At 54.9% G+C, this 20962-nt stretch carries 21 protein-coding genes; 7 read left to right on the top strand and 14 right to left on the bottom strand.

What is annotated here, in order from left to right:
* The first annotated feature begins 117 nt into the window (after positions 1-117).
* On the top strand, positions 118-1905 hold the full coding sequence (locus J1785_RS15235; RefSeq protein WP_129990664.1) for a cation:proton antiporter: 1788 nt from the start codon (positions 118-120) through the stop codon (positions 1903-1905).
* Positions 1906-1929: 24 nt separating this feature from the next.
* Here the strand turns inward: J1785_RS15235 and J1785_RS15230 are convergent, their stop codons facing one another.
* A complete protein-coding gene (locus J1785_RS15230; RefSeq protein WP_129990663.1) occupies positions 1930-2361 on the bottom strand; it encodes a CopD family protein in 432 nt (143 codons plus the stop codon).
* Positions 2362-2567: 206 nt separating this feature from the next.
* Here J1785_RS15230 and J1785_RS15225 point away from each other — a divergent pair, with 206 nt between their 5' ends.
* Positions 2568-3143, top strand: a complete 576-nt coding sequence (locus J1785_RS15225; protein ID WP_129951383.1) for a TetR/AcrR family transcriptional regulator — start codon at positions 2568-2570, stop codon at positions 3141-3143.
* The gene (locus J1785_RS15220; RefSeq protein ID WP_129990662.1) at positions 3140-4066 is read left to right on the top strand and encodes a DMT family transporter; all 927 of its coding nucleotides are present in this window, start codon (positions 3140-3142) and stop codon (positions 4064-4066) included. Before J1785_RS15225 ends, J1785_RS15220 begins: the two co-directional genes overlap by 4 nt.
* 48 nt (positions 4067-4114) lie before the next feature.
* Here the strand turns inward: J1785_RS15220 and J1785_RS15215 are convergent, their stop codons facing one another.
* The 13 genes from J1785_RS15215 to J1785_RS15155 form a co-directional block, all read right to left on the bottom strand.
* A complete protein-coding gene (locus tag J1785_RS15215) occupies positions 4115-5173 on the bottom strand; it encodes an NAD(P)-dependent alcohol dehydrogenase (protein WP_129951385.1) in 1059 nt (352 codons plus the stop codon).
* A 99-nt stretch (positions 5174-5272) separates the two neighbouring features.
* Entirely contained in the window at positions 5273-6022 is a 750-nt protein-coding gene (hutC, locus tag J1785_RS15210; RefSeq protein WP_129990904.1) for a histidine utilization repressor, read from the bottom strand.
* A gap of 41 nt (positions 6023-6063) precedes the next feature.
* Positions 6064-6834, bottom strand: coding sequence for an enoyl-CoA hydratase-related protein (locus tag J1785_RS15205; protein WP_217157522.1), 771 nt, complete (start codon positions 6832-6834; stop codon positions 6064-6066).
* Positions 6831-7724 (bottom strand): 3-hydroxyacyl-CoA dehydrogenase family protein, encoded by an 894-nt coding sequence (locus tag J1785_RS15200; RefSeq protein WP_217219756.1) that lies wholly within the window; start codon positions 7722-7724, stop codon positions 6831-6833. The genes J1785_RS15205 and J1785_RS15200 overlap by 4 nt, the downstream gene beginning before the upstream one ends.
* 15 nt (positions 7725-7739) lie before the next feature.
* Positions 7740-8942, bottom strand: a complete 1203-nt coding sequence (locus J1785_RS15195; protein WP_217219755.1) for a CaiB/BaiF CoA transferase family protein — start codon at positions 8940-8942, stop codon at positions 7740-7742.
* Positions 8939-10483, bottom strand: coding sequence for an HAL/PAL/TAL family ammonia-lyase (locus J1785_RS15190; protein ID WP_217219753.1), 1545 nt, complete (start codon positions 10481-10483; stop codon positions 8939-8941). The genes J1785_RS15195 and J1785_RS15190 overlap by 4 nt, the downstream gene beginning before the upstream one ends.
* Positions 10480-11364, bottom strand: coding sequence for an ABC transporter substrate-binding protein (locus J1785_RS15185; protein WP_217219751.1), 885 nt, complete (start codon positions 11362-11364; stop codon positions 10480-10482). The genes J1785_RS15190 and J1785_RS15185 overlap by 4 nt, the downstream gene beginning before the upstream one ends.
* Positions 11365-11398: 34 nt before the next feature.
* Entirely contained in the window at positions 11399-12106 is a 708-nt protein-coding gene (locus J1785_RS15180) for an ABC transporter permease (protein WP_217219750.1), read from the bottom strand.
* Positions 12103-12753, bottom strand: coding sequence for an ABC transporter permease (locus J1785_RS15175; RefSeq protein WP_129951392.1), 651 nt, complete (start codon positions 12751-12753; stop codon positions 12103-12105). The genes J1785_RS15180 and J1785_RS15175 overlap by 4 nt, the downstream gene beginning before the upstream one ends.
* Before the next feature lie 4 nt (positions 12754-12757).
* Positions 12758-13852, bottom strand: coding sequence for an ABC transporter ATP-binding protein (locus tag J1785_RS15170; protein WP_217219747.1), 1095 nt, complete (start codon positions 13850-13852; stop codon positions 12758-12760).
* Positions 13853-14114: 262 nt separating this feature from the next.
* The gene (locus J1785_RS15165; RefSeq protein ID WP_129951394.1) at positions 14115-14963 is read right to left on the bottom strand and encodes an AraC family transcriptional regulator; all 849 of its coding nucleotides are present in this window, start codon (positions 14961-14963) and stop codon (positions 14115-14117) included.
* Positions 14964-15123: 160 nt separating this feature from the next.
* A complete protein-coding gene (locus tag J1785_RS15160) occupies positions 15124-15891 on the bottom strand; it encodes a phytanoyl-CoA dioxygenase family protein (RefSeq protein WP_217157513.1) in 768 nt (255 codons plus the stop codon).
* Between the two features lie 147 nt (positions 15892-16038).
* Positions 16039-16935 (bottom strand): LysR family transcriptional regulator, encoded by an 897-nt coding sequence (locus tag J1785_RS15155; protein WP_129990657.1) that lies wholly within the window; start codon positions 16933-16935, stop codon positions 16039-16041.
* 156 nt (positions 16936-17091) lie between these two features.
* On the opposite strand from J1785_RS15155, the gene J1785_RS15150 reads away from it, so the two are divergent.
* The 4 genes from J1785_RS15150 to J1785_RS15130 all read left to right on the top strand — a co-directional run bounded on the left by J1785_RS15150 (position 17092) and on the right by J1785_RS15130 (position 20900).
* Positions 17092-17817, top strand: coding sequence for a pirin family protein (locus J1785_RS15150; RefSeq protein ID WP_129990656.1), 726 nt, complete (start codon positions 17092-17094; stop codon positions 17815-17817).
* A 515-nt stretch (positions 17818-18332) separates the two neighbouring features.
* Entirely contained in the window at positions 18333-18608 is a 276-nt protein-coding gene (locus J1785_RS15140; protein WP_235174269.1) for a helix-turn-helix domain-containing protein, read from the top strand.
* Between the two features lie 352 nt (positions 18609-18960).
* Positions 18961-19521, top strand: a complete 561-nt coding sequence (locus J1785_RS15135) for a GNAT family N-acetyltransferase (RefSeq protein ID WP_129951399.1) — start codon at positions 18961-18963, stop codon at positions 19519-19521.
* 35 nt (positions 19522-19556) lie between these two features.
* On the top strand, positions 19557-20900 hold the full coding sequence (locus tag J1785_RS15130) for an LLM class flavin-dependent oxidoreductase (protein ID WP_129951400.1): 1344 nt from the start codon (positions 19557-19559) through the stop codon (positions 20898-20900).
* The last annotated feature ends 62 nt before the right edge of the window (positions 20901-20962 follow it).

Below are 20962 nucleotides of genomic sequence, written 5' to 3'. Positions count from 1 at the left end.
ATATAAAAAGGCCCGCAAAAAATTGCGGGTTTTTTGATGCACACTGATGCTGATTATCATTTCCTGTTTCTGGCCGTAAGCCGGACCTTTACTTCCTCTTCTTGAAAGGGACATTTTATGCTGCTGTCGGCTCCGCTGATGCTGGTTGTAATTGGCCTGGGATCGTTACTCGCGCAGTGGCTGGCCTGGTTGCTGAAAATCCCCGCGATCCTGCCTTTGCTGTTACTGGGTGTAGTGCTGGGGCCGGTCACGCACGTCGTTATGCCCGATGCCCTGTTTGGCGATTTGCTGTTTCCGCTGGTCTCAATATCGGTGGCCATCATTTTGTTCGAGGGCGCGCTGACGCTCAGAATTGATGAAGTCCGCGGATTGGGTGGCGTGGTCCGCAATCTGGTCACGATTGGCATGCTGGTCACGTTCTGCGTGATCAGCCTCGCCTGCTGGTGGCTGCTCGGGTTTGAACCGGAACTGGCAGCGCTGGTCGGTGCGGTAACGGTGGTGACCGGTCCGACAGTGATTGCACCGTTAATGCGCGTGGTTCGCCCGAACGCGGCGATTAATCAGGTTTTGCGCTGGGAAGGAATTGTGATTGACCCGGTAGGCGCGATTTTCACGCTGCTGGTATTCGAATTTATCACCCTGCGCCAGCACGCCGAATCACTGATGCATCTGTTCTGGACACTCGGTGCAACCGTCGCCGTCGGGCTGGTGCTGGGCTCGGTTTTTGGTTATGCGCTCGGCGTGGCCCTGCGCCGCGTATGGATCCCCGCCTATCTGCAAAACCTGGGAGTACTGGCGGTGATGCTGACCGCTTTTGGCGTTTCCAATGCCATTGCCGATGAATCGGGCATGCTGACCGTCACCGTGGCGGGCATCTGGCTGGCTAATATGCGTGATGTGGATACCACCGACATTCTGGCATTTAAAGAGGAACTGTCAGCAATTCTGATCTCCGCACTGTTTATCATTCTGGCTGCCAGGCTGGATCTCCATGCACTGATGGCGATGGGCTGGCCACTGATTATTTTGCTGCTGGTGGTGCAGTTTGTTGCGCGTCCGCTGTGTATAGCCGTGTCAACCTGGCGGTCATCGTTGCACTGGCGGGACCGGTTATTACTGTGCTGGATAGCGCCGCGGGGCATTGTCGCCGCCGCCGTCAGCTCCCTGTTCGCCCTCACGCTACAACGCATGCATTACCCGCAGGCCGACAAACTGGTGACCGTGGTCTTTGCCGTGATCATCGGCACCGTGGTATTACAAAGCCTTTCCAGCCGTGCCATCGCACGCGGATTACGGGTGCAACAAAAAGCACCGCGCGGCGTGCTGATCATCGGCGCGAACGGTGTGGCCAGAATGCTGGCAAAAGTACTGATGAAGCAGGATATTCCGGTGCGGCTCACCGACAGCAGCTGGGAATATTACCGGCAGGCGCGGATGGATGGCATTCCGGCGTATTATGGTAACGCGTGGTCTGAACATGCGGAAAACTATCTGGATCTGAGCAGCACCGCGCAGGTGCTGGCACTGTCTCCGAACCGCCATCAGAATGCGCTGGCAGTCTACCATTTCAGCCACATTTTCGGCCGGGAAAAGGTATTTGCCGTACGCTCAGGTCCGGTGCCCAAAGGCGGACGCTCGCAGGAAAACAGCCGTTTTCAGCGTCACGAAGTGCTGTTCAGCACCGAAGCCACTTACTCCAGGCTCAGTTCCCTGCTGGCGAAAGGCGCGGTGATTAAGGCCACACAGTTAAATGAGAGTTTTGGCTGGATTGATTATCTTGAGAAAAACAGCGGCGTGCTGCCGCTGTTTGCCGTGCGCGAAAACCATTCACTGACAATATTAAAAGAAGGCAATATTCCGCCGGTGCCTTGCACCCTGATTGCCCTGGTGAACGGTGAGTCATAGCGCCATACGGATAATGAATAAATTTTAGAAGGGCCTGATTATCGCCAGAATGCCGATGAAGATCACACCGGTAATAATGACCACACCGGCGTTGCGCACCAGGGCGAAATCTTTGACCGGCTGACCGGTGGCGCGGCGACGTAAATCCCCGGAAAGCAGGCCGTGCAGCGCGGAGAGGATCAATACCACGACCAATTTTATCAGCAGCCAGGCATGCGGGAATTTGCCATAACTGACAATCATCACGATGCCCGCCACCCACAACAGGATCATCGCCGGGCTGGTGACACTGCGCGTCCATTTGCGCACCGTCTCAAGCAGTAACTTCTGCCCTGCACTTTCCGCCGCGCCGGATGTGCGCGAATATGCCATCGACACCAGCGCCATGGCCAGCATGCCGCCAATCCACAATATACCCGCAATGATGTGCAAGGCGTTGAACCACTCATGAAGCATTTTTATCTCTCCGGAAGTTAACAACAATTCTGCCTGCGGCGGATGGCTCCAACCCGCTGTCTCTCCGCCGCTTTTAACGGATTATGTCTCTTTCCCGTACTAAAGGCACGGTTAAGTCGTCACTTTTTCTTATTCATACCGGGTGTTTACAAGCAGTAGGTAGACTGGCATACCTACTCATATCTGTACAAGACGAGATAAATAAAATGTCCACACCTGAATCCGCACGTGACCGGCTGCTCGGTGCCGCCCGCGTTCTGTTTTATAACGACGGCATTGCCGCGACCGGGATTGATGCCATCGTCAAACGCGCCGGTGTCGCCAAAAAAAGCCTCTATAACAATTTCGAATCCAAGGCTGCACTGGTCGCGACGTACATTGAAATCCGTCACGATGAATGGCTGGAGCTGTACGCCCTGCGCGTTAAAAAAGCCAAAACACCACAGGAAAAAGTGCTCGCCGTATTTCAGGCCTATGACGATCACGCTGAATTTGCCTATGAGCGTGGTTTTCGTGGCTGCGGGTTGCTGAATGCCGCCGCCGAACTGCCCGCCGGAGCTCCCGGCAGACAGGCCGTGCGCGGGCATAAAGAACATGTCGAAGCCATCGTAACCGCACATCTTCTGGAACTGTTTCCTGATGACGACGCAAAAGCCCGGCTGATGGCACGGCATTTTTCCTTTTTACTGGAAGGTGCGATTTCGCGTGCGGGTCTGGAGGGCAACGGTCAATGTGTCCGTCAGGCGATGGACATGGCGGCCTCAATGATGGAGGCATCATGACGATAACGCCTCGTGAACGCATGACAGGTGTACTCGCCGTGGTATTTGCTTCCTTTCTCTGGGGGTCAACCGGTACGGCTGCGACATTTGCACCCGACGTCAGCCCGCTGGCGATCGGGGCCGTGGCGATGGGGCTGGGCGGATTGTTGCAGGCGCTGATTTCCGCCAGAGGGATTGTCGCCAGCCGGGTAACACTGCGGCAAAACGGCCGCATGTTACTCACCGGCGCACTGGCGGTCGCGGTTTATCCCCTGGCGTTTTACGCATCGATGCATCTGGCGGGCGTCACGGTCGGCACGGTGATTTCCATCGGTTCCGCCCCGCTGCTGTCAGCGCTGATTGAATATTATCTCGACGGACAACGCCTTACCCGCCGCTGGATGACCGGTGCGGCTATTGGCGTAGCGGGCATGGTGTTGCTTTGCATTGGTAAAAGCGCAGGTCATGCCGTCTCCGGTCAGGGCGACCATACGATTGCCGGTGTGGCGCTTGGCCTGGTTGCCGGGCTGACTTACGCGCTTTACTCCTGGGCGGCACGTCATTTAATGCAGCGCGGCGTCCCTTCCCGTGCGGCGATGGGTGCCACCTTCGGGCTCGGCGGTTTATTGCTGATGCCGGTACTGTGGGTAACCGGCGCGCCGCTTCTGGCCTCGTGGAATAACGCCCTGGTCGGCGCCTACATGGCGCTGATCCCGATGTTTGTAGGTTATGTCTGTTTCGGCTATGCCCTTGCGCGCATTCCGGCCAGCATGGCAACCACCATAACCTTGCTGGAACCGGCGGTCGCGGCGGTGCTGGCGGTCGTGATTGTCGGTGAACGTTTGCCGCCGATGGGCTGGACGGGCATCGGCCTGGTCGTCGCGTGCCTGATTTTCATCACCGTACCGCTGAAAAGACGCGCAACCGTACCGGTTTCTGCCTGAAAAAATGGCTCCCGCAGGAGCCATTGCTGTTTTACTTACGCAGGGAGATTACACCACCGCAGGCGCGGCCAGCGAGGCCATATCAATCACAAAACGATAGCGCACATCGGCTTTTTCCATACGCTCAAACGCTTCATTAATTTCATCCATGCGGATCATTTCGCAATCCGGCAGAATGTTTTTCTCCGCGCAGAAATCGAGCATTTCCTGCGTTTCGCGGATCCCGCCAATGGGCGAACCCGCCACGCGGCGACGGCCTAACAGCAGCGGAACGGTGTTAAATTCTTCCATCGGCCCGACCTGCCCGACCAGCACCAGCGTGCCGTCCACATCCAGCAACGGCAGATACGGCGTGATGTCGTGTCTGACCGGTACGGTATCGATGATCAGATCAAAATGATCGTGTGCCTGCGCCATGGCGTCACTGTCGGCACTGACCAGCAGACGGCTTGCGCCTAATTCCAGCGCATCGGCTGCTTTGGCATTGGAACGGCTCACGACCGTAACCTCTGCCCCCAGACCGGCCGCCAGTTTGACCGCCATATGCCCCAGACCGCCCAAGCCGATCACGCCGACGCGGCTGCCCGGCCCGACGTTCCAGGTCTTCAGCGGCGACCAGGTGGTGATACCGGCGCACAGCAGCGGCGCGGCTTTAGCAAGATCTAACCCTTCCGGCATGCGCAGACAAAACTCCTCGCGCACCACTAAATGCTTGGAGTATCCGCCCTGCGTCGGTGCTTTGGTGAAACGGTCATAACCCGCGTAAGTGCCGGTATTACCTTCGCGGCACAACTGTTCTTCACCTTTTTTACACTGATCGCATTCCTGACAACTGTCTACCATGCACCCCACAGCGACATGATCGCCCGGTTTATAGCGGGTGACGCCTTTACCAATCTGTGTGACGCGCCCGACGATTTCATGGCCGGGAACAATCGGATAGTAGCTCCAGCCCCAGTCATTTCTTGCGGTATGTAAATCAGAATGGCAAACGCCGCAATACAGAATTTCCATTGCGACATCGTTATCACGCAGGCCGCGACGTTCAAAGGTAAACGGTGCCAGCGGTTTTTTAGGATCGTAAGCAGCAAATCCGACAGTTTTCATCAGTCAATTCCTGAGTCGTTAATGACCTATTCACTATAGAATTTAACGCCGAAGTCACAAGCCACAGTCCTCCTGAATCCTTGCCTGATCCTGCCCGGTTTATTTCTTAAAGCTGCCGAACATCTTGTAACGGCCGCCCGGATATAACAGCCGGGCGCAGGTGACGACTTTTTCATGATGCCAGGTCCGACGCAGGGTTTGCAGGCATGGCTCGGTCTGATGAATATTCAGCAGGCGCTGCTCGTCGTTACCGGCCATCACGGCCTCAATGGTATGTTCACCCGCCGTCAGCGGTGCCAGCTGGGTGAGATAGGCGAAAGGCGTCGTTTTAGTAAAGTCCTGCTGTAAATACAACGGTGCAATATCCGGATTCACCAGCCGGTCCTCCAGCTGTACCGGAATATCATTTTCGTAATGCACGATCAGCGAATGGAACAACGCTACGCCGGGCGGCAGCATAAATTTCATTGCCATATTGTGACTGGCAATTTGCTCATCCAGTTGCAAAACGCGGGAAGTATGAAAATGCCCGCGGTTTTTGATCTCATCAGAAATGTTATTGACTTCCAGCATCGGCGTAAACGCCTTCATTTCATTGACAAAGGTGCCAACGCCCTGTAAACGCAGCAGGTAGCCTTCGGTGGTTAATTCGCGCAGTGCCCGGTTGATGGTCATCCGGCTGAATCCCAGCTCAGCAACCAGTTCACTTTCTGAAGGCACACGCTGGCGCGGCTGCCAGTGCCCGTGCAGGATCTGGTTGATGATCCCCTGTTTCACCTGCTTATACAGCGGAGATGGCTCGTCTCCGGCGTCCGCAATGACTTCGGATAGCGTTCTGTTTGTTGACATCATTCCTGCCTTGTATATTGCCTGGCGCGCGTTGCCGGAGGTCATTCGCCGGTAAACACCGCCTGTTCTTTCGCCGCCAGTGCGCGCATGCCTTGGTTGCGGTCTTCGCTGGCCGCAATCAGGGCGGACAACGAACGCTCATAACTGATGCCTGCCGTTAAGCCCATATCGAAACTCGCCAGCACGGCTTTTTTGGCCATCTTAATAGCCAGCGGTGCGGCACGGGAAATATTATGCGCAATCGTCAGCGCCTGTGCCGTTAATGCTTCAGGTGTGGTGATGCGGCTGACCAGCCCGGCAGCCAGCGCTTCGGTGGCGCTGATTTTTCGCCCGGCGAGGATGATTTCCATCGCCAGTGATTTCCCCACAGACCTGACCAGCCGCTGCGTCCCCCCTGCGCCGGGGATAATCCCGATATGTGTTTCCGGCAGCCCGATAACGGTTGTGTCATCAGCAATCACGATATCGCACAGTAACGCCAGTTCCAGTCCGCCACCCAGCGCATAACCGGACAGTGCCGCGATCACGGGTTTTTCAATGGCAGCGATCTGATCCCATTTTTCGCTGAAACCGCTGGTGTAAAGGGCTATCGCTGAGGCGGTAGCCAGCGTGCCGGTGTCAGCGCCGGCGGCAAACGCCCGCGCTGAGCCGGAAATCACCATGGCGCGGATCTGCTTATCCCCGTCCAGTTCACGCATTTTCTCCAGCAATTGCGTCAGCATCTCCGCACTCAGTGCATTGAGTTTTTCCGGCCGGTTAAGGGTGATATGCGCCACGCCCTGATGTCGTTCACAGCGGATGAGTTCGCTCATGTTTTTTGCATCCTGCTGATGGCGCGGATTGTGGTATTACGGTGCGCGAGCCCTTCTTCAATATCCTGTGCCGTCCACGGATAAAACCCTGCGCCGGTTTTGGTACCCAGGTGGCCCTGCTCAATTTGCTCCAGCAACCACGGCGGCAACGCGTCGTCACGGGATAACACCGGCAATAAGATCGCCGCAACATTCTTCACCGTATCCAGCCCGGCAAAATCCATCAGTTTCAGCGGCCCCATCGCCGACCAGCGCGGTGCAAGTGTGCTTTGCACAGCAAAATCTACGTCTTCGATGCTGGCTATACCGGCCGTCACCAGATGCAACGCCTCGCGCAGCATGGCGTATTGCAGCCGGTTGACGATAAACCCCGGCACGTCTTTATGAAGGGTCACTGTCTGTTTGCCCAATTGCTGACACAATGCACCGGCCTGCTGACGCGTTTGGTCACTGGTTTGCGGCCCGCAGACAATTTCCACCATCGGCATGACATCAGCCGGATTAAACCAGTGCAGGCCAATAAAACGCGACGGCACCGCCAGCGAACAGGCAATCTGCCCGACAGGGACGCTGGAGGTGTTGGTGGTCAGCAGACAGTCGTCACTGACCTGTTTTTCGATCTCCTGAAAAATCTGCTGCTTGAGTGCCAGCACCTCGGCGATATTTTCCGAAACAATCTTCGCGCCTTTCAGACATTCCGCCAGGGATGTCGTAAAAGTGACCGCTGATGCCAGTCCGGCGTCGATGCTGTCGATCACTTTTGCAGCCTTGTGCAGCGAGTTTTCCGTACGCGAATAAAGCGCCACCTTAAAACCGCTGGCGGCAAATACCGCCGCGATGCGCGCACCCATGGTGCCCGCGCCAATCACCGCAACCTGTGTTGATGCCATATTATCTGCCTCCGGTTAAATAACGCCCTGTTGCTCCAGTGTGTCCATCTCCTGCGAAGACAGCCCCAGTTGCGCGCTGAGAATGGCGCGCGTGTGTTCACCAAGCCGTGGCGGCATTAAATCGGGTATCTGATGCATGCCGCTCAGCTTCACCGGCTGCGGTAATATGCTGATTTCACCGGCGACCGGATGCATCACCTGATGCAGTAATCCGCGTTCGGCGGCATGCGGGCTTTGCAGCAGTTGATCCAGCCCCCAGACCGGGGCGGCAGGAATGCCGTCTGCATCAAGCAGGGCGAGCGCCCCGTCCACGGTTTTGTCGTGCAGCCATTCTTCAATCAGCACCCGTAATGCATACTGATGTTTCAGGCGCTGCGGATCCGTGGCAAAACGCACATCCTGCACCACTTCCGGTTTACCTATAGTCTGTGCCAGACGGCGGAACAGGCTGTCATTCGCCACGGCAATCACCAGATAACCGTCGGCCGCACGGTAGCTGTCCATCGGGGCGCTGATGGGATGTGCATTGCCCAGTCGCCCGGCCAGCGGTATGCCGCCCAGCAGTTGTGTCAGCGAGACCATTTGCATCGATACCATCGCGTCGAGCATGGCGACATCCACATGCTGCCCGAGACCGCTGATGCCCCGTTGCAGCAATGCCGCCAGAATGCCCCACGAACAGTACAGCCCCGAGACCACATCACCAATCGCATCCCCCACCCGGGTCGGTTCACCATTCGCCCAGCCGGTGACCTGCATAATGCCGCCCATTGCCTGGATCACATGGTCATAAGCTGCTTTGTGCGCCAGCGGCCCGTGCTGACCAAAGCCGGAAATACTGGCATACACCAGCTTCGGATTGATCTTCTTCACAGCGTCATAATCAATGCCCAGACGCGTGGTCACGCCGGGCCGGAAGTTTTCCACCAGCACGTCCGCGCCTTCAATCAGTTGCTCCAGCACCGCCCGTCCCTGCGGAGATTTCAGATTCAGCGTCAGGCTTTTTTTGCCGTGATTAAGCAGCATGAAGTAGGTACTTTCACCATGAATATGCGGCGTGAAATCACGGGAGTCGTCACCTTTACCCGGCATTTCAATTTTGATCACTTCCGCACCCAAATCATTGAGCAGCGAAGCGCAGTAAGGCCCGGCCAGCACGCGGGAAAGGTCAAGCACTTTGACCCCCTCCAGCGGCCGTGATGTCGCGGATGTACTCATACATTTTCTCCGTCAGCAAGGTCTGCGAAAATCAGGGGGGTCAGCGCGCGCAAGATATCGCCCTGTCCGATCAGCTGACGGATAGCCAGCATATCCGGATACATTTCCTCGTCACTCTGCCGGAAGGCCACCTGCCCGCGCACCAGAGACAATACGGTTTCCGTGCCCGCTGAGGCGCGCAGCGGACGGTGGAATTCCACCGCCTGCGTGGCACACAAGATTTCTATCGCCACGATATCAATGGCATTTTCAACGGCATCAATCGCTTTACGCGCCGCTGTTACCCCCATGGAAATGTGATCTTCCTGTCCGGCACAGGTGGATACGGTATGCACGCTGGCCGGTGCTGCCAGTGCACGGTTTTCCCCTGCCAGCGCGGCCGCAGCGTAAGGCGGGATCATCATGCCTGAATGCGCCCCGCCATTGGCCACCAGAAAAGCCGGTAATCCGCTGAGATGACTGTTTGTCAGTCGGTCAGCGCGGGCCTGCGAACCGGTGCTGAGTTGCGCAATGGCAATCGCCAGTGCATCCAGACACAACGCCACCGGCGCACCGTGCCCGTTGCCGCCCGGCAAAACATTCAGCTCCCCCTCTTCCACGATAAACACCGGATTATCTGTGACCGAATTAACTTCGGTAGTCAGCGTTTTCAGGCAGTAACTCAGTACATCCCGTACCGCGCCATGCATTTGCGGAATGCAGCGCAGGCTCAGTGCGTCCTGAACACGAAAATCCCGGTATTTATCCAGGATCTCGCTGTCACGCAGGAAACAGCGCAAAATCCGCGCGGTTTCCTGCTGGCCGGCGTGCGGGCGCAATGCGTGAAGGCGGGCATCATACCCGCGGATGTTCCCCTTCAGCACTTCCAGGCTCATGCCACCAGCAGCATCCGCCGCCGGCAGTAATTCGCGGAAGGCTTGCGCCGCCAGACAGCCCAGCGCCGTGATTTCATAGGTGCCGCTGACCAGCGCATGGCCTTCGCGCGGACCGGGAATGCGCACGGCAATCCCCGCCCGCTCCAGCGCTTCCCGTGCCGGTAACAGTTCGCCCTGATAGAACGATTTTCCGTAACCAAACACCGACAGCCCGATATGCGCAGTGGCAATCAGGTAACCAACCGACCCCTTGGCAGGCGACCAGGGCGTCACCCCCTTGTTAAGCATGTCGGCCATCGTTTGCACCAGCGCCGGGCTGACGCCACTGTAGCCCTGCAGCAGCGACTTCATCATCACCGCCATCATCGCCCGCACTTCATGCTGCGCCAGCACCGGCCCCGTACCGCAGGCGTGACTTTTCAGCATATTGAGCTGTACGTCAGAAATTTGCTCCGGTGATAAGCGCTGAGTGACCAGGTCACCCACGCCGGTGGTCAGGCCATAAATCACTTTGTTGTCGGCAATCGCCTGCCTGATTTTCTCATGCACGATCAGCATGGCATCTGACGCTGACGGGTCCGGCAACACCGGTGCCCCGTAAGCGATATCCGCGATATCACGGACGGAGGTTTCCGCCGTGCCTAAGATGACAGTGCGCGTCATCATTTATCCAGCCCGTGCCCGGCCAGCCACTCTTTTGCTACGGCATCCACACTTTCAAAATTCGCCAGTTTGCCGTTCATCACGATCAGATCGCTGGTGGTCAGTTGTCGGGACACGTTGTTCAGCGTGGTTTCGACCACCTCGCTGGCTTTGTCTTTAGCAATCAGCGGCACAATATTTTGCGCCGGGAATAAGTGTCTGGAATCTTCCAGCGCCACCAGATTTTTCGTTTTAATCGCCGGGTCGGTTGAGGTCATGTCCGCGACCTGAATCTGATTATTGGTCAGCGCAGACAGTGTCAGCGGGCCGGCGACGTCGAGCACTTTGAAGTTTTTAAAGGTCAGGCCGTACACTTCGCTCAGCCCTCTCACGCCTTCACGACGGGTTTTCCATTCTGCCGGACCGCCCAGAACCAGCGTTTTCGCCACCGGTGCCAGATCAATGATGTCTTTCAGATTGTGTTTTTTGGCCGTTTTCTCAGTCACAGCCAGTACATCACTGTCCTGCGCGGCTGAGATATCCAGCATTTTGATTTTTTCCGGTAAAGCTTTTGCCAGCGCCGCCGCCACATCTTCAGAAGAATGAGCCTGCGTTTTTTCGTCGAGATAACTCAGGGTGGCACCACTGTATTCCGGGATCAGATTAATGGAGCCATCAAGCAGCGCGGGCATATACACCTCACGGCTGCCAATATTAAGTTTGGTTTCCACCTTCACATTTTTTGCTGCCAGTGCCTGCTCATAAATAGTGGCAATCAGCTGGCTTTCGGGGAAATCCGCTGAGCCGATGATAATAGTGCCCCCCGTATCAGCGGAAAACGCAGCAGGGACGTGTACGACGGCAGCAGAAAACAGGGCAACGGCGAGCAAATTTTTCAATTTCATTTTTGTCAGGCTCCGGAATGAGTGAGTAGATAATTCAGTGATTCGATAAAGGAATGGTTTTTTTACGGCGGCGCTCACGCTGCCGCAATCCTGGTGAAACAATGAAACGAATTAAAAAAGAGAAAAATATATCAACCAGTAACGCTAATATTCCCACCATAAAAGCACCCGCAACCATTTGCGGATAATCATTCTGGGCACGGCCATCAATAATCAGCCGCCCTAAGCCACCAAGCGAAACATACGCTGCAATCGTGGCTGTAGACACAATTTGCAGCGCAGCACTGCGGATGCCGGATAATATCAGCGCCAGTGCGCAGGGTATTTCTACCGCCAGCAACAGTTTCAGCGGTGAATACCCCATACCGGTTGCGGCATCAATAACTGCCGGATTAATTGCCCGGATGCCGGAATACACCCCCATCATAATGGGCGGTAAGGCCAGAATAATCAGCACAATCAGACAAGGCACAATAAAAGCCAGGTCCGATTCAAATACCGGCCCGAACAGAATTACCAGCAAGATGATTAACCCGAATGAAGGCAGCGCCCGCATGGCATTGGCGCTGCCGATTAATAGCGTCGCACCTTTACCGGTATGGCCGACATAGCAACCAATCGGAAAAGCAATAATCACCGCGATGAACAACGCTTCAATGCTGTAAATCAGATGCTGAAAGATGAGCATCAGCAAACCGTCATCATTGAGCCAGTGACCGGAGTCCAGCAACCAGTTAATCATTTCGCATTCCTTTTCGGTTGCCATGTGGTCATTTTATTGCCGGTACGCAGCACCAGATTATCCAGCAGCAGCGCCAGCACAATGCACAGGAAAATACCGGCAATAATCGGTGTCAGGAAATGCAGCTGGAAACCCTGGGTGAACAATGCCCCCAGTTGCGGCATGCCAACCAGCGCCGAAATCGACACAATACTGACATTCGAAACCACCACCACCCGCATACCGGCGGCGATGACCGGCACGGCCAGCGGTAATTCCACGCTCAGGAAACGCTGCAAGGGTCGGTAGCCCATGGCGACAGCGGCCTGGCGGGTATCATCCGCCACAGAATCCAGTCCGTCGCATACGGTGCGGATCAGCAACGCAAATGCATACAATGTCAGGGCCACCACGACATTAACTACATCCAGAATCTTTGTGCCCAGCAAACCGGGCAATAGAACAAATAACGCCAGTGAAGGAATGGTATAAAGCAATCCTAATAAATTCAGAATACCGTCTTTAAATTTTCCGCATCGGTGTAAAACACCGCCTACCGGAATAGCCAGTGCCAGCCCGATCAATACCGGAATAACAGACAGGTAAATATGCCAGCCGAGCAGCGTTAATATATTTTCCCGCTGCTGAAATAACCAGTCAAAACGCATGGCACTACCTCACAGCCCGGGAATAAGAAGGTGAAAAGACGTGTTCTATAGTGGCCGTGCCGATAAAACGCTGATGTTCATCTACCACAATACCGCGCTGACAGGGAGAACTTAATACAGCATCCATTAGCTGTCGCAGTGTGCCATTTTTCGGCGCGAAGGTACTGCCGAGATTAATATCTTCCGCATCCACGGTTATTTTATTTTGTGTGACATCATACCAGCCGAGCGGACATTCATTTTCTACCACCAGCACCCAGGCACTTTCTCCGGCAAGGGCTCTGGCTGCATTGACGGAAATACCCGGTTCGATGACAGGTTCTTTCGTCAGACTGATATTCCCGGGGATGCTGTCGAAGGAAAGTTTACGGTATCCGCGATCACGACCAATAAAATCAGCAACAAACGCATCCTGCGGTTCATTGAGTAATTTCACCGGCGAGGCGACTTGCGCCAGACGCCCCCCGGGGCGGAAAACGGCGACCTGATCGCCTAATTTCATCGCCTCATCAATATCGTGAGTAACCATAATAATGGTCTTGCCGATTTCACGCTGTAACCTTAAAAACTCATCCTGTAACTGTTCGCGCACCACCGGATCGACAGCGCTGAAAGGTTCATCCATCAGCATAAATTCCGGGTCCGATGCCAGCGCACGTGCCACGCCCACCCGTTGTTGCTGACCGCCGGATAACTGCCACGGATAGCGCTCCGCCATCGACAGGGAAAGCCCGACCAGCTCAAGTAATTCGAGGGCCTTTTTACGCGCAGCCGTACGTGTCGCACCGTTGAGCAACGCCGTGACCGCGATGTTGTCCTGCACGGTTTTATGCGGAAACAGCCCCGCGTTCTGGATCACATAACCTATTTTGCGGCGTAATTTTACCAGGTCCATTCCGGCGGTCGGCTGCCCGTTCAGCAAAATGCTGCCCAAAGAGGGTTCGATTAACCGGTTGATCATACGCAGCGAGGTGGTTTTGCCGCAGCCCGAGGGCCCGACCAGCATGGTGATTTTCCCTGTCGGCGCACTGAACGACAGCCTGTCTACAGCCACCGTACCATCTGCGTAAAATTTGCTTATGTTCTCAAATGAAATCATTACATTTCCAGCCACATTACGGAGTGTTTTTCACAGGACGCCTGCTTGTGATCATTTCGCAGACCTGACATGTACTAACTTGTATGTACAACCTAGCAAGCAGAATGCCAACTTATCAAAACGGAGGAATAGCAGCGGAATATGGCGATTGTGACGGGCAGTGAGGCATAAAAGTGAACAAAAAATGACGTTTTTTTGCACCAGAAAAAAACAATTCGCCCCATTGCGGTGCGGAATGTTTTACTTTCTGGCTACAGGCTGGCTACGACTTTCGATCCGACAACTGGCTCAGCCACTGGCTGCGATATTCAGAAGGCGAACGGGCGGTGCTTTTGCGAAAAACGCGGCAGAAATAGTTGCTGTCAACAAAGCCGCTGCTGGCTGCCACTTCTTTGATTTTCAGCTCATAGCCTTTAAGCAGCAGTTTCGCCTTTTCCAGCCGGACATGATTCAGATACTCACTGAAGCCGATATCACCGGATTTCCGAAATAAATGAGACAGGTAATTGGGGGTGATATGGAAACGCTTTGCCACGTTTTCGCGCGTCAGCGGCAGTGCGGCATTCTCTTCAATATATTTTTTGATGACCTCAAACAGCGCACCGCTGCGGGTGAGGATCTGCGCCCGGTTGGCGAGCTGTTCCTGACAATGACTTAACAACCCCGCGACCACGCAGCGCGCGGTTTGCTGGTCGTCAGGATTAGAGATAATTTCATTCATCGCCTGCAACAAAAACGAGCCTACCCGCGGACCAAGGCGCGAAACACTTTGCTTATCGGTACCGGTAAATGTCACGCCATCCCAGAACTGCAAACTGAAACCCAGTTTTTCTTTACTGAACAGAATACTCAGCACTGTCGCGGACTGATCCCACACCATCAGATTCCACTTCCCGCCCGGAATATACAGTGCATCGCCCTGCCTCAGCAGCCCTTTACCGGCGGCGATGCTGCGATCACGGACTTCGCCTTCAACCACAAATTCGATACGCGGAAAACTAACCACCGAGGCCAGCTCGGGCGCAGGAAGGGAATTATCAGGGAACCGGACAGCAAACGCATCACTGCCGGATACCGATCGGAACAGTGTTTCTATCACGTCTTGCAGCATGGCAGCCTCTCAGAGGATTTCTTTTGATCATAACATACACCTAACAAATACGCGGTAATCCCGCCTGCCACACCGTGCCCCTTCTGGTGTCCATTATAAGACCCGGTAAAATGCAATAAAAAAGCCTGACCGGCAGCCAGGCCCGGAGGGAAACAGCCATTCAGAGCACGTCGAGCAACCATTTTTGCGCAGGCGTCAGGCGGCTTGCCGTTTCCGGTTTCAGCCATTTACGCTGATCCTGCTGCTGCGCATCGGCACGATCAATATACAAACTGTGCAGCACCCGGCGACGTGTGCCGGCGTGGTTATTGGTACCACCGTGCCACGCATGAGCGTTATAGATCATCACACTGCCTGCCGGTGCCTCAAACACCACCTCATCCGGATGCGGCAATTCGACATCCGCCAGCACGTCCTCCGGCAATTCAGGGCGGTGATGAGTGCCCGGAATAATACGTGGTGCACCGTTGGCGGCACTTAAATCGTCAATCGCCACGATTGCATTGACCAGATGCACCTTTGGGAAATCCGGACGCGGTTTTTTCCAGTCAGCGTGCAGCGGCTGATGTCCTCCCCGGTGCAGCGCTTCACGACCATTGAGACTCGAAACCTTAAACGCGCCGCCGAAAATATGGTGGCACACGGACAGGATCAGCGGATGCGACCAGACCTTTTCCCACACAGTGCCTTTGTTGATCATATTGGCGATACGGGTGGCGGTGGCTTCCTGATGATGTTCCACCGCGAGATTATCGCCTTCTTTTTCCACCAGCGCGTCAAACGTGACACGCATATCCGCCAGCCAGTCCTGGTCAATCACATCATGAATAATCAGGTATCCGCGCGTCTCCAGTTCGTCCGCCTGTGCCGGCGTTAACGGTTGTGTTGCGCCCAGTGCTGCAAGATATTGCTCAGATGAATGATTCATTTCCCGCCCCTTCAGTTAACGTTTGCGTAACATGAAAGTACGGCAGTTTTTATAGGAAAAAACGATGCTAATCCTACGAAACACTGGATTTATGTGTGATCGCCAAAAAAGTGTGAGGCAGATCGGCTTACATCCGCAGCATGTCTCTCAGACCGCCACCAGCAGTTGTGCCTTGAGTCTCTCCTGTAAAAAGTCGAGAAATACCCGGGTGACTTCGCTGCGCTGACGATGCTGCGGATAAAGGGCGTGCAGGCTCAGCGGGCCGGGATGAAACGCATCGAGTACGCGAACCAGCGCCCCGTATTGCAGTGCCGGGCCGACGATAAATTCCGGCAGTAATACCAGCCCGAGTCCGGCGACGGCCGCATCGCGTAACACTTCACCGTTATTGCTGACAATCGGCCCGCGCACATCAAACAGACGGCGTTTGCCGTGCAGCTCCAGCTCCCAGCCGGTCTGTCCTTCACGCCCGTAACGCAGGCAGTGATGGCTGAGCAAATCCTCCGGCGTTTCCGGCGTTCCCTTGCGCTGAAGATATTGCGGGCTGCAACAGATCACCCGCTTCAGCTCGCCCAGGCGCCGCGCCACCAGCGACGAATCAGCCAGATTACCAATGCGCAACGCAATGTCGAAACCTTCACCCACCAGATCAACATAGCGGTCGACCAGTTCTACCTGAAACTGGATAGCCGGATGCTGACCTAAAAACTCGGCAATCAGCGGTGAGAGATGGCTGATGCCAAACGACATCGGAATGCTGATGCGATATGACCCCTGAAGCGCCTGCCGTTTGGGCGACACCGCGCGTTCGGCTTCTTCGATGTCATCGAGGATCCGCTGAGCATGTTGCGCGAACAACTGACCGGATTCGGTCACCGACAGTTTACGGGTGTTGCGGTTGAGCAGCCGGGCATTTAAGCCAGCCTCCAGCGACGCCATACGGCGACTGACATATTGTTTTGATAGCATCAGTTGTTCAGCCGCTGCGGTAAAACTCCCGGCCTTTACCACCGCAACAAAAATACGAAGATCTTCTATCTGCATCTTATCCGCATCCTTGATTATCATGCCGCTGATTGTCCACCAAAACGTGACAGTGATAGTCAAACCAGCGCATTGTTGAGCAAATTAGTTTACGTGTATTCTCTGTTCATCGGAAGCGCAAACGCACTTCCCCCCTGACAAACTGAGGAGCACATCATGATCGAACAACGTCTCTCTGAACAACGCGGCCTGGGTGATCACGGCTGGTTGCATTCACGCCATACTTTTTCCTTCGCCAGTTACTGGGATCCGAAACAGGTCGGTTTCTCAGACCTGCTGGTCATTAACGATGATCAGGTTGCACCGGGCCGCGGCTTTGGCGCACATCCGCACAGCAATATGGAAATTATCTCTTATGTTCTGGAAGGCGCGCTGGAGCATAAAGATTCGATGGGTACCGGTTCTGTGATTGTTCCCGGTGATGTACAGCTGATGAGCGCCGGTTCCGGTGTGACACACAGTGAGTTCAACCACTCCGGCGACGAGAATGTCCATTTCCTGCAAATCTGGATTGTGCCGTCTGAAACGGGTACCAAACCGGGTTACCAGCAAGTTTCTGTGGCTGAAGCGGAAAAACGTGGCCAGTTCCGTCTGGTTGTCTCGCCGGAGGGTGACAACGGCTCACTGACGGTGCGTCAGGACATGAAGATTTACGCGGGTTTCTTCGACGGCGCAGAACAGGCCACGTTTGATCTGGATCCTGACCGCTATGCCTATATCCATGTGGCACGCGGCAGCATCAAAGTGAACGGCATTGAGTTCAGAACCGGTGACGGTGCCCGTATCCGTCAGGAAGATAAACTCACCTTTACGGACGGTGATCAGGCAGAAGTATTACTTTTTGATTTGCGACCGGTGGAAGTGAATCACCCGTCCCGCTAATTAAAGCACTTAACAGGCATATTGCAGACATTTTCAGCAATATGCCTGCCTTTTTGCGCCCTCTCCCTCATGGGTAAAAATGCCTGCTGCAAAGCTCTGCAACATATATTTTTCTCTGGAAAGCAAATCCCATCTCAGTGGTTATCCAGTTGGTTTAGCACCCTTGCTTACGTTATATTTGCCTTGCTGCGTCAAAAAAACGCGGCGAGGTTTCGCAGCCTGAATACCACATCGGAAATACATATGTAATAATTATGTATTAGCCTCGGTACACCTGTCAGATGCAGATGCTTGTAATTTGTACATCCTATGGTGACTCAGGCAAGGCAGCCCCCGGGCTGGCCGGATTCCGATGTGACCGGTACTGCGAACCTTGTCTGAGCCACCACCAAAAAGAGTTTCGCAGCTCCGGTGGTGGTTAACTATCACATCGGAGAATACACATGAAACTGCCCCATAGTCCGACATTTCTGCCGTTTCCTACCTCATATATTCAGCAACATGAGGGTGAAATCCTGATTAATCAGGACTGGCACCCTGCCGACATCATTGCTGCACTGCGCAAAAAAGGCACCACCCTGTCTGCGGTTTCACGCGCGGCGGGTTTATGTTCAACCACCTTAGCCAATGCGCTTACCCGTCCCTGGCCAAAGGGTGAGTTGCTGATTAGCCAGGCTATCGGTGTGCCGCCTTCTATCATCTGGCCAAGCCGGTATTTCGATAAGCGCACCATGCAATTTGTTGAACGTCCGCTGCGTACACCGGCCAAGAAACCCCCTACAGACGAGTAGTAGCATCTCCTCAGGGCGTTGTAAAAACGCCCTTTTCCTTCCTCTCCCTGCTCTTAACTCCCTGTTTTCAGCACCATACCTTCTGCCGTGGCGCGGGAAAAAGCCTGCGCGCTGTCGCCAGACACTCTGTTTCAGTTGGCGCCGTGACAGGCTGGAAATCTTGCCCGTAGGATTTTAAATGCAAAGGAAGATAGTTTTTCTCTTTACTCCTCCCCTGCGAAGGGGAGGGAGCTTTATGACCGCCCCTATTCCATCTCCCGCAACTGCATAGCAACTATTGTTGTTTTACATCGCTTGTCCCTGACTTTAATAATCATTGTTAACGATGTGTTGTGAACTAAAGGAACGGAATATGAGCCATGTGATCCGCCTTGCTCAGGAGTCTGAAGCAGCGGCGCTGCACAGTCTTTTGCAAAAGGCTTACGAGCCGCTGCTGGAACATAACATTCATTTCACCATTACCCGCGCCAGCGTTGAGGATGTGCGGGATGTTATCCGTAATGAAACCACTTATGTGCTGGAAAAAGACGGTGTACTGACCGCGACGCTGACCACCCGTTTTCTGTGGACACCCGCGAAAAATCATCTTGCGCCATGGCCGTTTGTGCACTGGTTTGCGGTGGCAGAACACGCCAAAGGCCAGGGATTTGGCAATGAAATTATCCGCTACGTGGAAGAGACGTTTTTGCGGGACACGCTGAAATCACCGGCGGTGTATCTGGCAACGGCGGTGAAACATCCGTGGCTGACCGGGTTGTATCAGCGACGGGGTTATGAGCCATTTCATACCGCGACCAACCCGCTGGGTGTGGAACTGGTCTATTTGCGCAAAATTCTCAACCAGCAGGCATTCGAAGCACTGGAGCAGGCACCGCTGGTGCGCTCTATCGCTGAATTACGCACGCTGGTTTAACAGCGGCTGAATAATATATTCTTAAGGATGAAACAATGAGTCAGAAAAAACAAATACGCCTGGGTGCCATTATTCAGGGCGCATCCGGAAATATGTCTGCATGGCGTCATCCGGATGCGGTTGCTGATGCCAGTATTAATATTCAGTTCTGCCAGCAATTAGCGCAACGAGCTGAACAGGCTAAATTTGATTTCTTATTTGTCGCCGACGGACTTTATATTACTGAGAAATCTATTCCGCATTTCCTCAACCGTTTTGAACCGATTACCCTGCTTTCTGCCCTGTCGCTGGTCACCCGCAAAATCGGACTGGTCGCCACATTATCCACCTCCTACAGCGAGCCGTTTACCGTCGCGCGTCAGTTCGCCAGCCTCGATCATCTGAGTGGTGGCCGGGCGGGCTGGAACGTCGTGACCTCACCGCTGGAAGGCTCGGCGAAAAACTTCTCCCGCGATAAACATCCGGAGCATGATGAGCGTTACCGCATCGCCAGTGAATACGTCAGCGTGGTGAAAGGACTGTGGGATTCCTGGGAAGAAGATGCCTTTGTGCGCAACAAAGCCACCGGCCAGTTCTTTGTGCCGGAGAAACTGCACACACTTAATCATCACGGCAAATACTACTCGGTGCAGGGGCCGCTGAACGTCGGACGCTCGCCGCAGGGCCGTCCGATCGTCTTTCAGGCCGGAGCATCGGAACAGGGCAAAGCTTTTGCCGCCGAAGCCGCTGATGCCATTTACACCCGTCAGGAAACCCCTGAGCTGGCCCGCGAGTTCCGGCTGGACGTCCGGCGTCAGCTGGTGTTAAACGGCCGTGACGCTGACGACATCCGCGTCTTTCAGGGTATCAGCGTGATTATCGGTGACTCGCCCGCCGACGCCGAACGCAAATATCAGGAAACGGCGCAACTGGTGACGCTGGAAAGTGCTCTGGATTATCTTGGCCGCTATTTCGAGCATCACGATTTTGCGCAATATGACCCCGACGCCCCCTTCCCCGACATAGGTAATTTGGGGCAAAACAGCTTCCGCAGCACCACGGATGAAATCAAACGCAACGCCAGCGAGCGCGGGCTGACGCTGCGTCAGGCCGCGCTGGAAGCCGCCACGCCACGCCCGACCTTCTCCGGTACTGCCGAAGACGTCGCTGACGGACTGGAACACTGGTTCACGTCGGGCGCTGCCGACGGCTTTATTGTCCGCGGCGGGACGCCAACGGCGTTCGATGATTTCACCGACAGTGTGATCCCGATTTTGCAGGCACGGGGAGTGTACCGGACGGAATACGAAAGTGAGACGTTGCGGGGAAATCTGGGGTTGCGGGAGCCGGAGAATCAATTCACTGCTAAGAGTGTGCCTTCCGATGCACTGACGGTTTAGAATCAATACCTTGGGTTGCCACCCAAACCGGCTTTAAGGTCAAGGTCGTGGGCGTCGGCCCA

This window comes from Rahnella perminowiae (genome assembly GCF_019049755.1).
Classification (GTDB): domain Bacteria; phylum Pseudomonadota; class Gammaproteobacteria; order Enterobacterales; family Enterobacteriaceae; genus Rahnella; species Rahnella perminowiae.
The sequence above is the reverse complement of the archived record's forward strand: the minus strand, read 5'-3'. Positions and strand labels throughout refer to the sequence as shown.

Excerpts from the sequence above, each read along its gene's own strand:
- J1785_RS15235 (WP_129990664.1), top strand. The coding sequence starts at position 118 with ATGCTGCTGTCGGCTCCGCTGATGCTGGTTGTAATTGGCCTGGGATCG.
- J1785_RS15230 (WP_129990663.1), bottom strand. The coding sequence starts at position 2,361 with ATGCTTCATGAGTGGTTCAACGCCTTGCACATCATTGCGGGTATATTG.
- J1785_RS15225 (WP_129951383.1), top strand. The coding sequence starts at position 2,568 with ATGTCCACACCTGAATCCGCACGTGACCGGCTGCTCGGTGCCGCCCGC.
- J1785_RS15220 (WP_129990662.1), top strand. The coding sequence starts at position 3,140 with ATGACGATAACGCCTCGTGAACGCATGACAGGTGTACTCGCCGTGGTA.
- J1785_RS15215 (WP_129951385.1), bottom strand. The coding sequence starts at position 5,173 with ATGAAAACTGTCGGATTTGCTGCTTACGATCCTAAAAAACCGCTGGCA.
- hutC (WP_129990904.1), bottom strand. The coding sequence starts at position 6,022 with ATGTCAACAAACAGAACGCTATCCGAAGTCATTGCGGACGCCGGAGAC.
- J1785_RS15205 (WP_217157522.1), bottom strand. The coding sequence starts at position 6,834 with ATGAGCGAACTCATCCGCTGTGAACGACATCAGGGCGTGGCGCATATC.
- J1785_RS15200 (WP_217219756.1), bottom strand. The coding sequence starts at position 7,724 with ATGGCATCAACACAGGTTGCGGTGATTGGCGCGGGCACCATGGGTGCG.
- J1785_RS15195 (WP_217219755.1), bottom strand. The coding sequence starts at position 8,942 with ATGAGTACATCCGCGACATCACGGCCGCTGGAGGGGGTCAAAGTGCTT.
- J1785_RS15190 (WP_217219753.1), bottom strand. The coding sequence starts at position 10,483 with ATGATGACGCGCACTGTCATCTTAGGCACGGCGGAAACCTCCGTCCGT.
- J1785_RS15185 (WP_217219751.1), bottom strand. The coding sequence starts at position 11,364 with ATGAAATTGAAAAATTTGCTCGCCGTTGCCCTGTTTTCTGCTGCCGTC.
- J1785_RS15180 (WP_217219750.1), bottom strand. The coding sequence starts at position 12,106 with ATGATTAACTGGTTGCTGGACTCCGGTCACTGGCTCAATGATGACGGT.
- J1785_RS15175 (WP_129951392.1), bottom strand. The coding sequence starts at position 12,753 with ATGCGTTTTGACTGGTTATTTCAGCAGCGGGAAAATATATTAACGCTG.
- J1785_RS15170 (WP_217219747.1), bottom strand. The coding sequence starts at position 13,852 with ATGATTTCATTTGAGAACATAAGCAAATTTTACGCAGATGGTACGGTG.
- J1785_RS15165 (WP_129951394.1), bottom strand. The coding sequence starts at position 14,963 with ATGCTGCAAGACGTGATAGAAACACTGTTCCGATCGGTATCCGGCAGT.
- J1785_RS15160 (WP_217157513.1), bottom strand. The coding sequence starts at position 15,891 with ATGAATCATTCATCTGAGCAATATCTTGCAGCACTGGGCGCAACACAA.
- J1785_RS15155 (WP_129990657.1), bottom strand. The coding sequence starts at position 16,935 with ATGCAGATAGAAGATCTTCGTATTTTTGTTGCGGTGGTAAAGGCCGGG.
- J1785_RS15150 (WP_129990656.1), top strand. The coding sequence starts at position 17,092 with ATGATCGAACAACGTCTCTCTGAACAACGCGGCCTGGGTGATCACGGC.
- J1785_RS15135 (WP_129951399.1), top strand. The coding sequence starts at position 18,961 with ATGAGCCATGTGATCCGCCTTGCTCAGGAGTCTGAAGCAGCGGCGCTG.
- J1785_RS15130 (WP_129951400.1), top strand. The coding sequence starts at position 19,557 with ATGAGTCAGAAAAAACAAATACGCCTGGGTGCCATTATTCAGGGCGCA.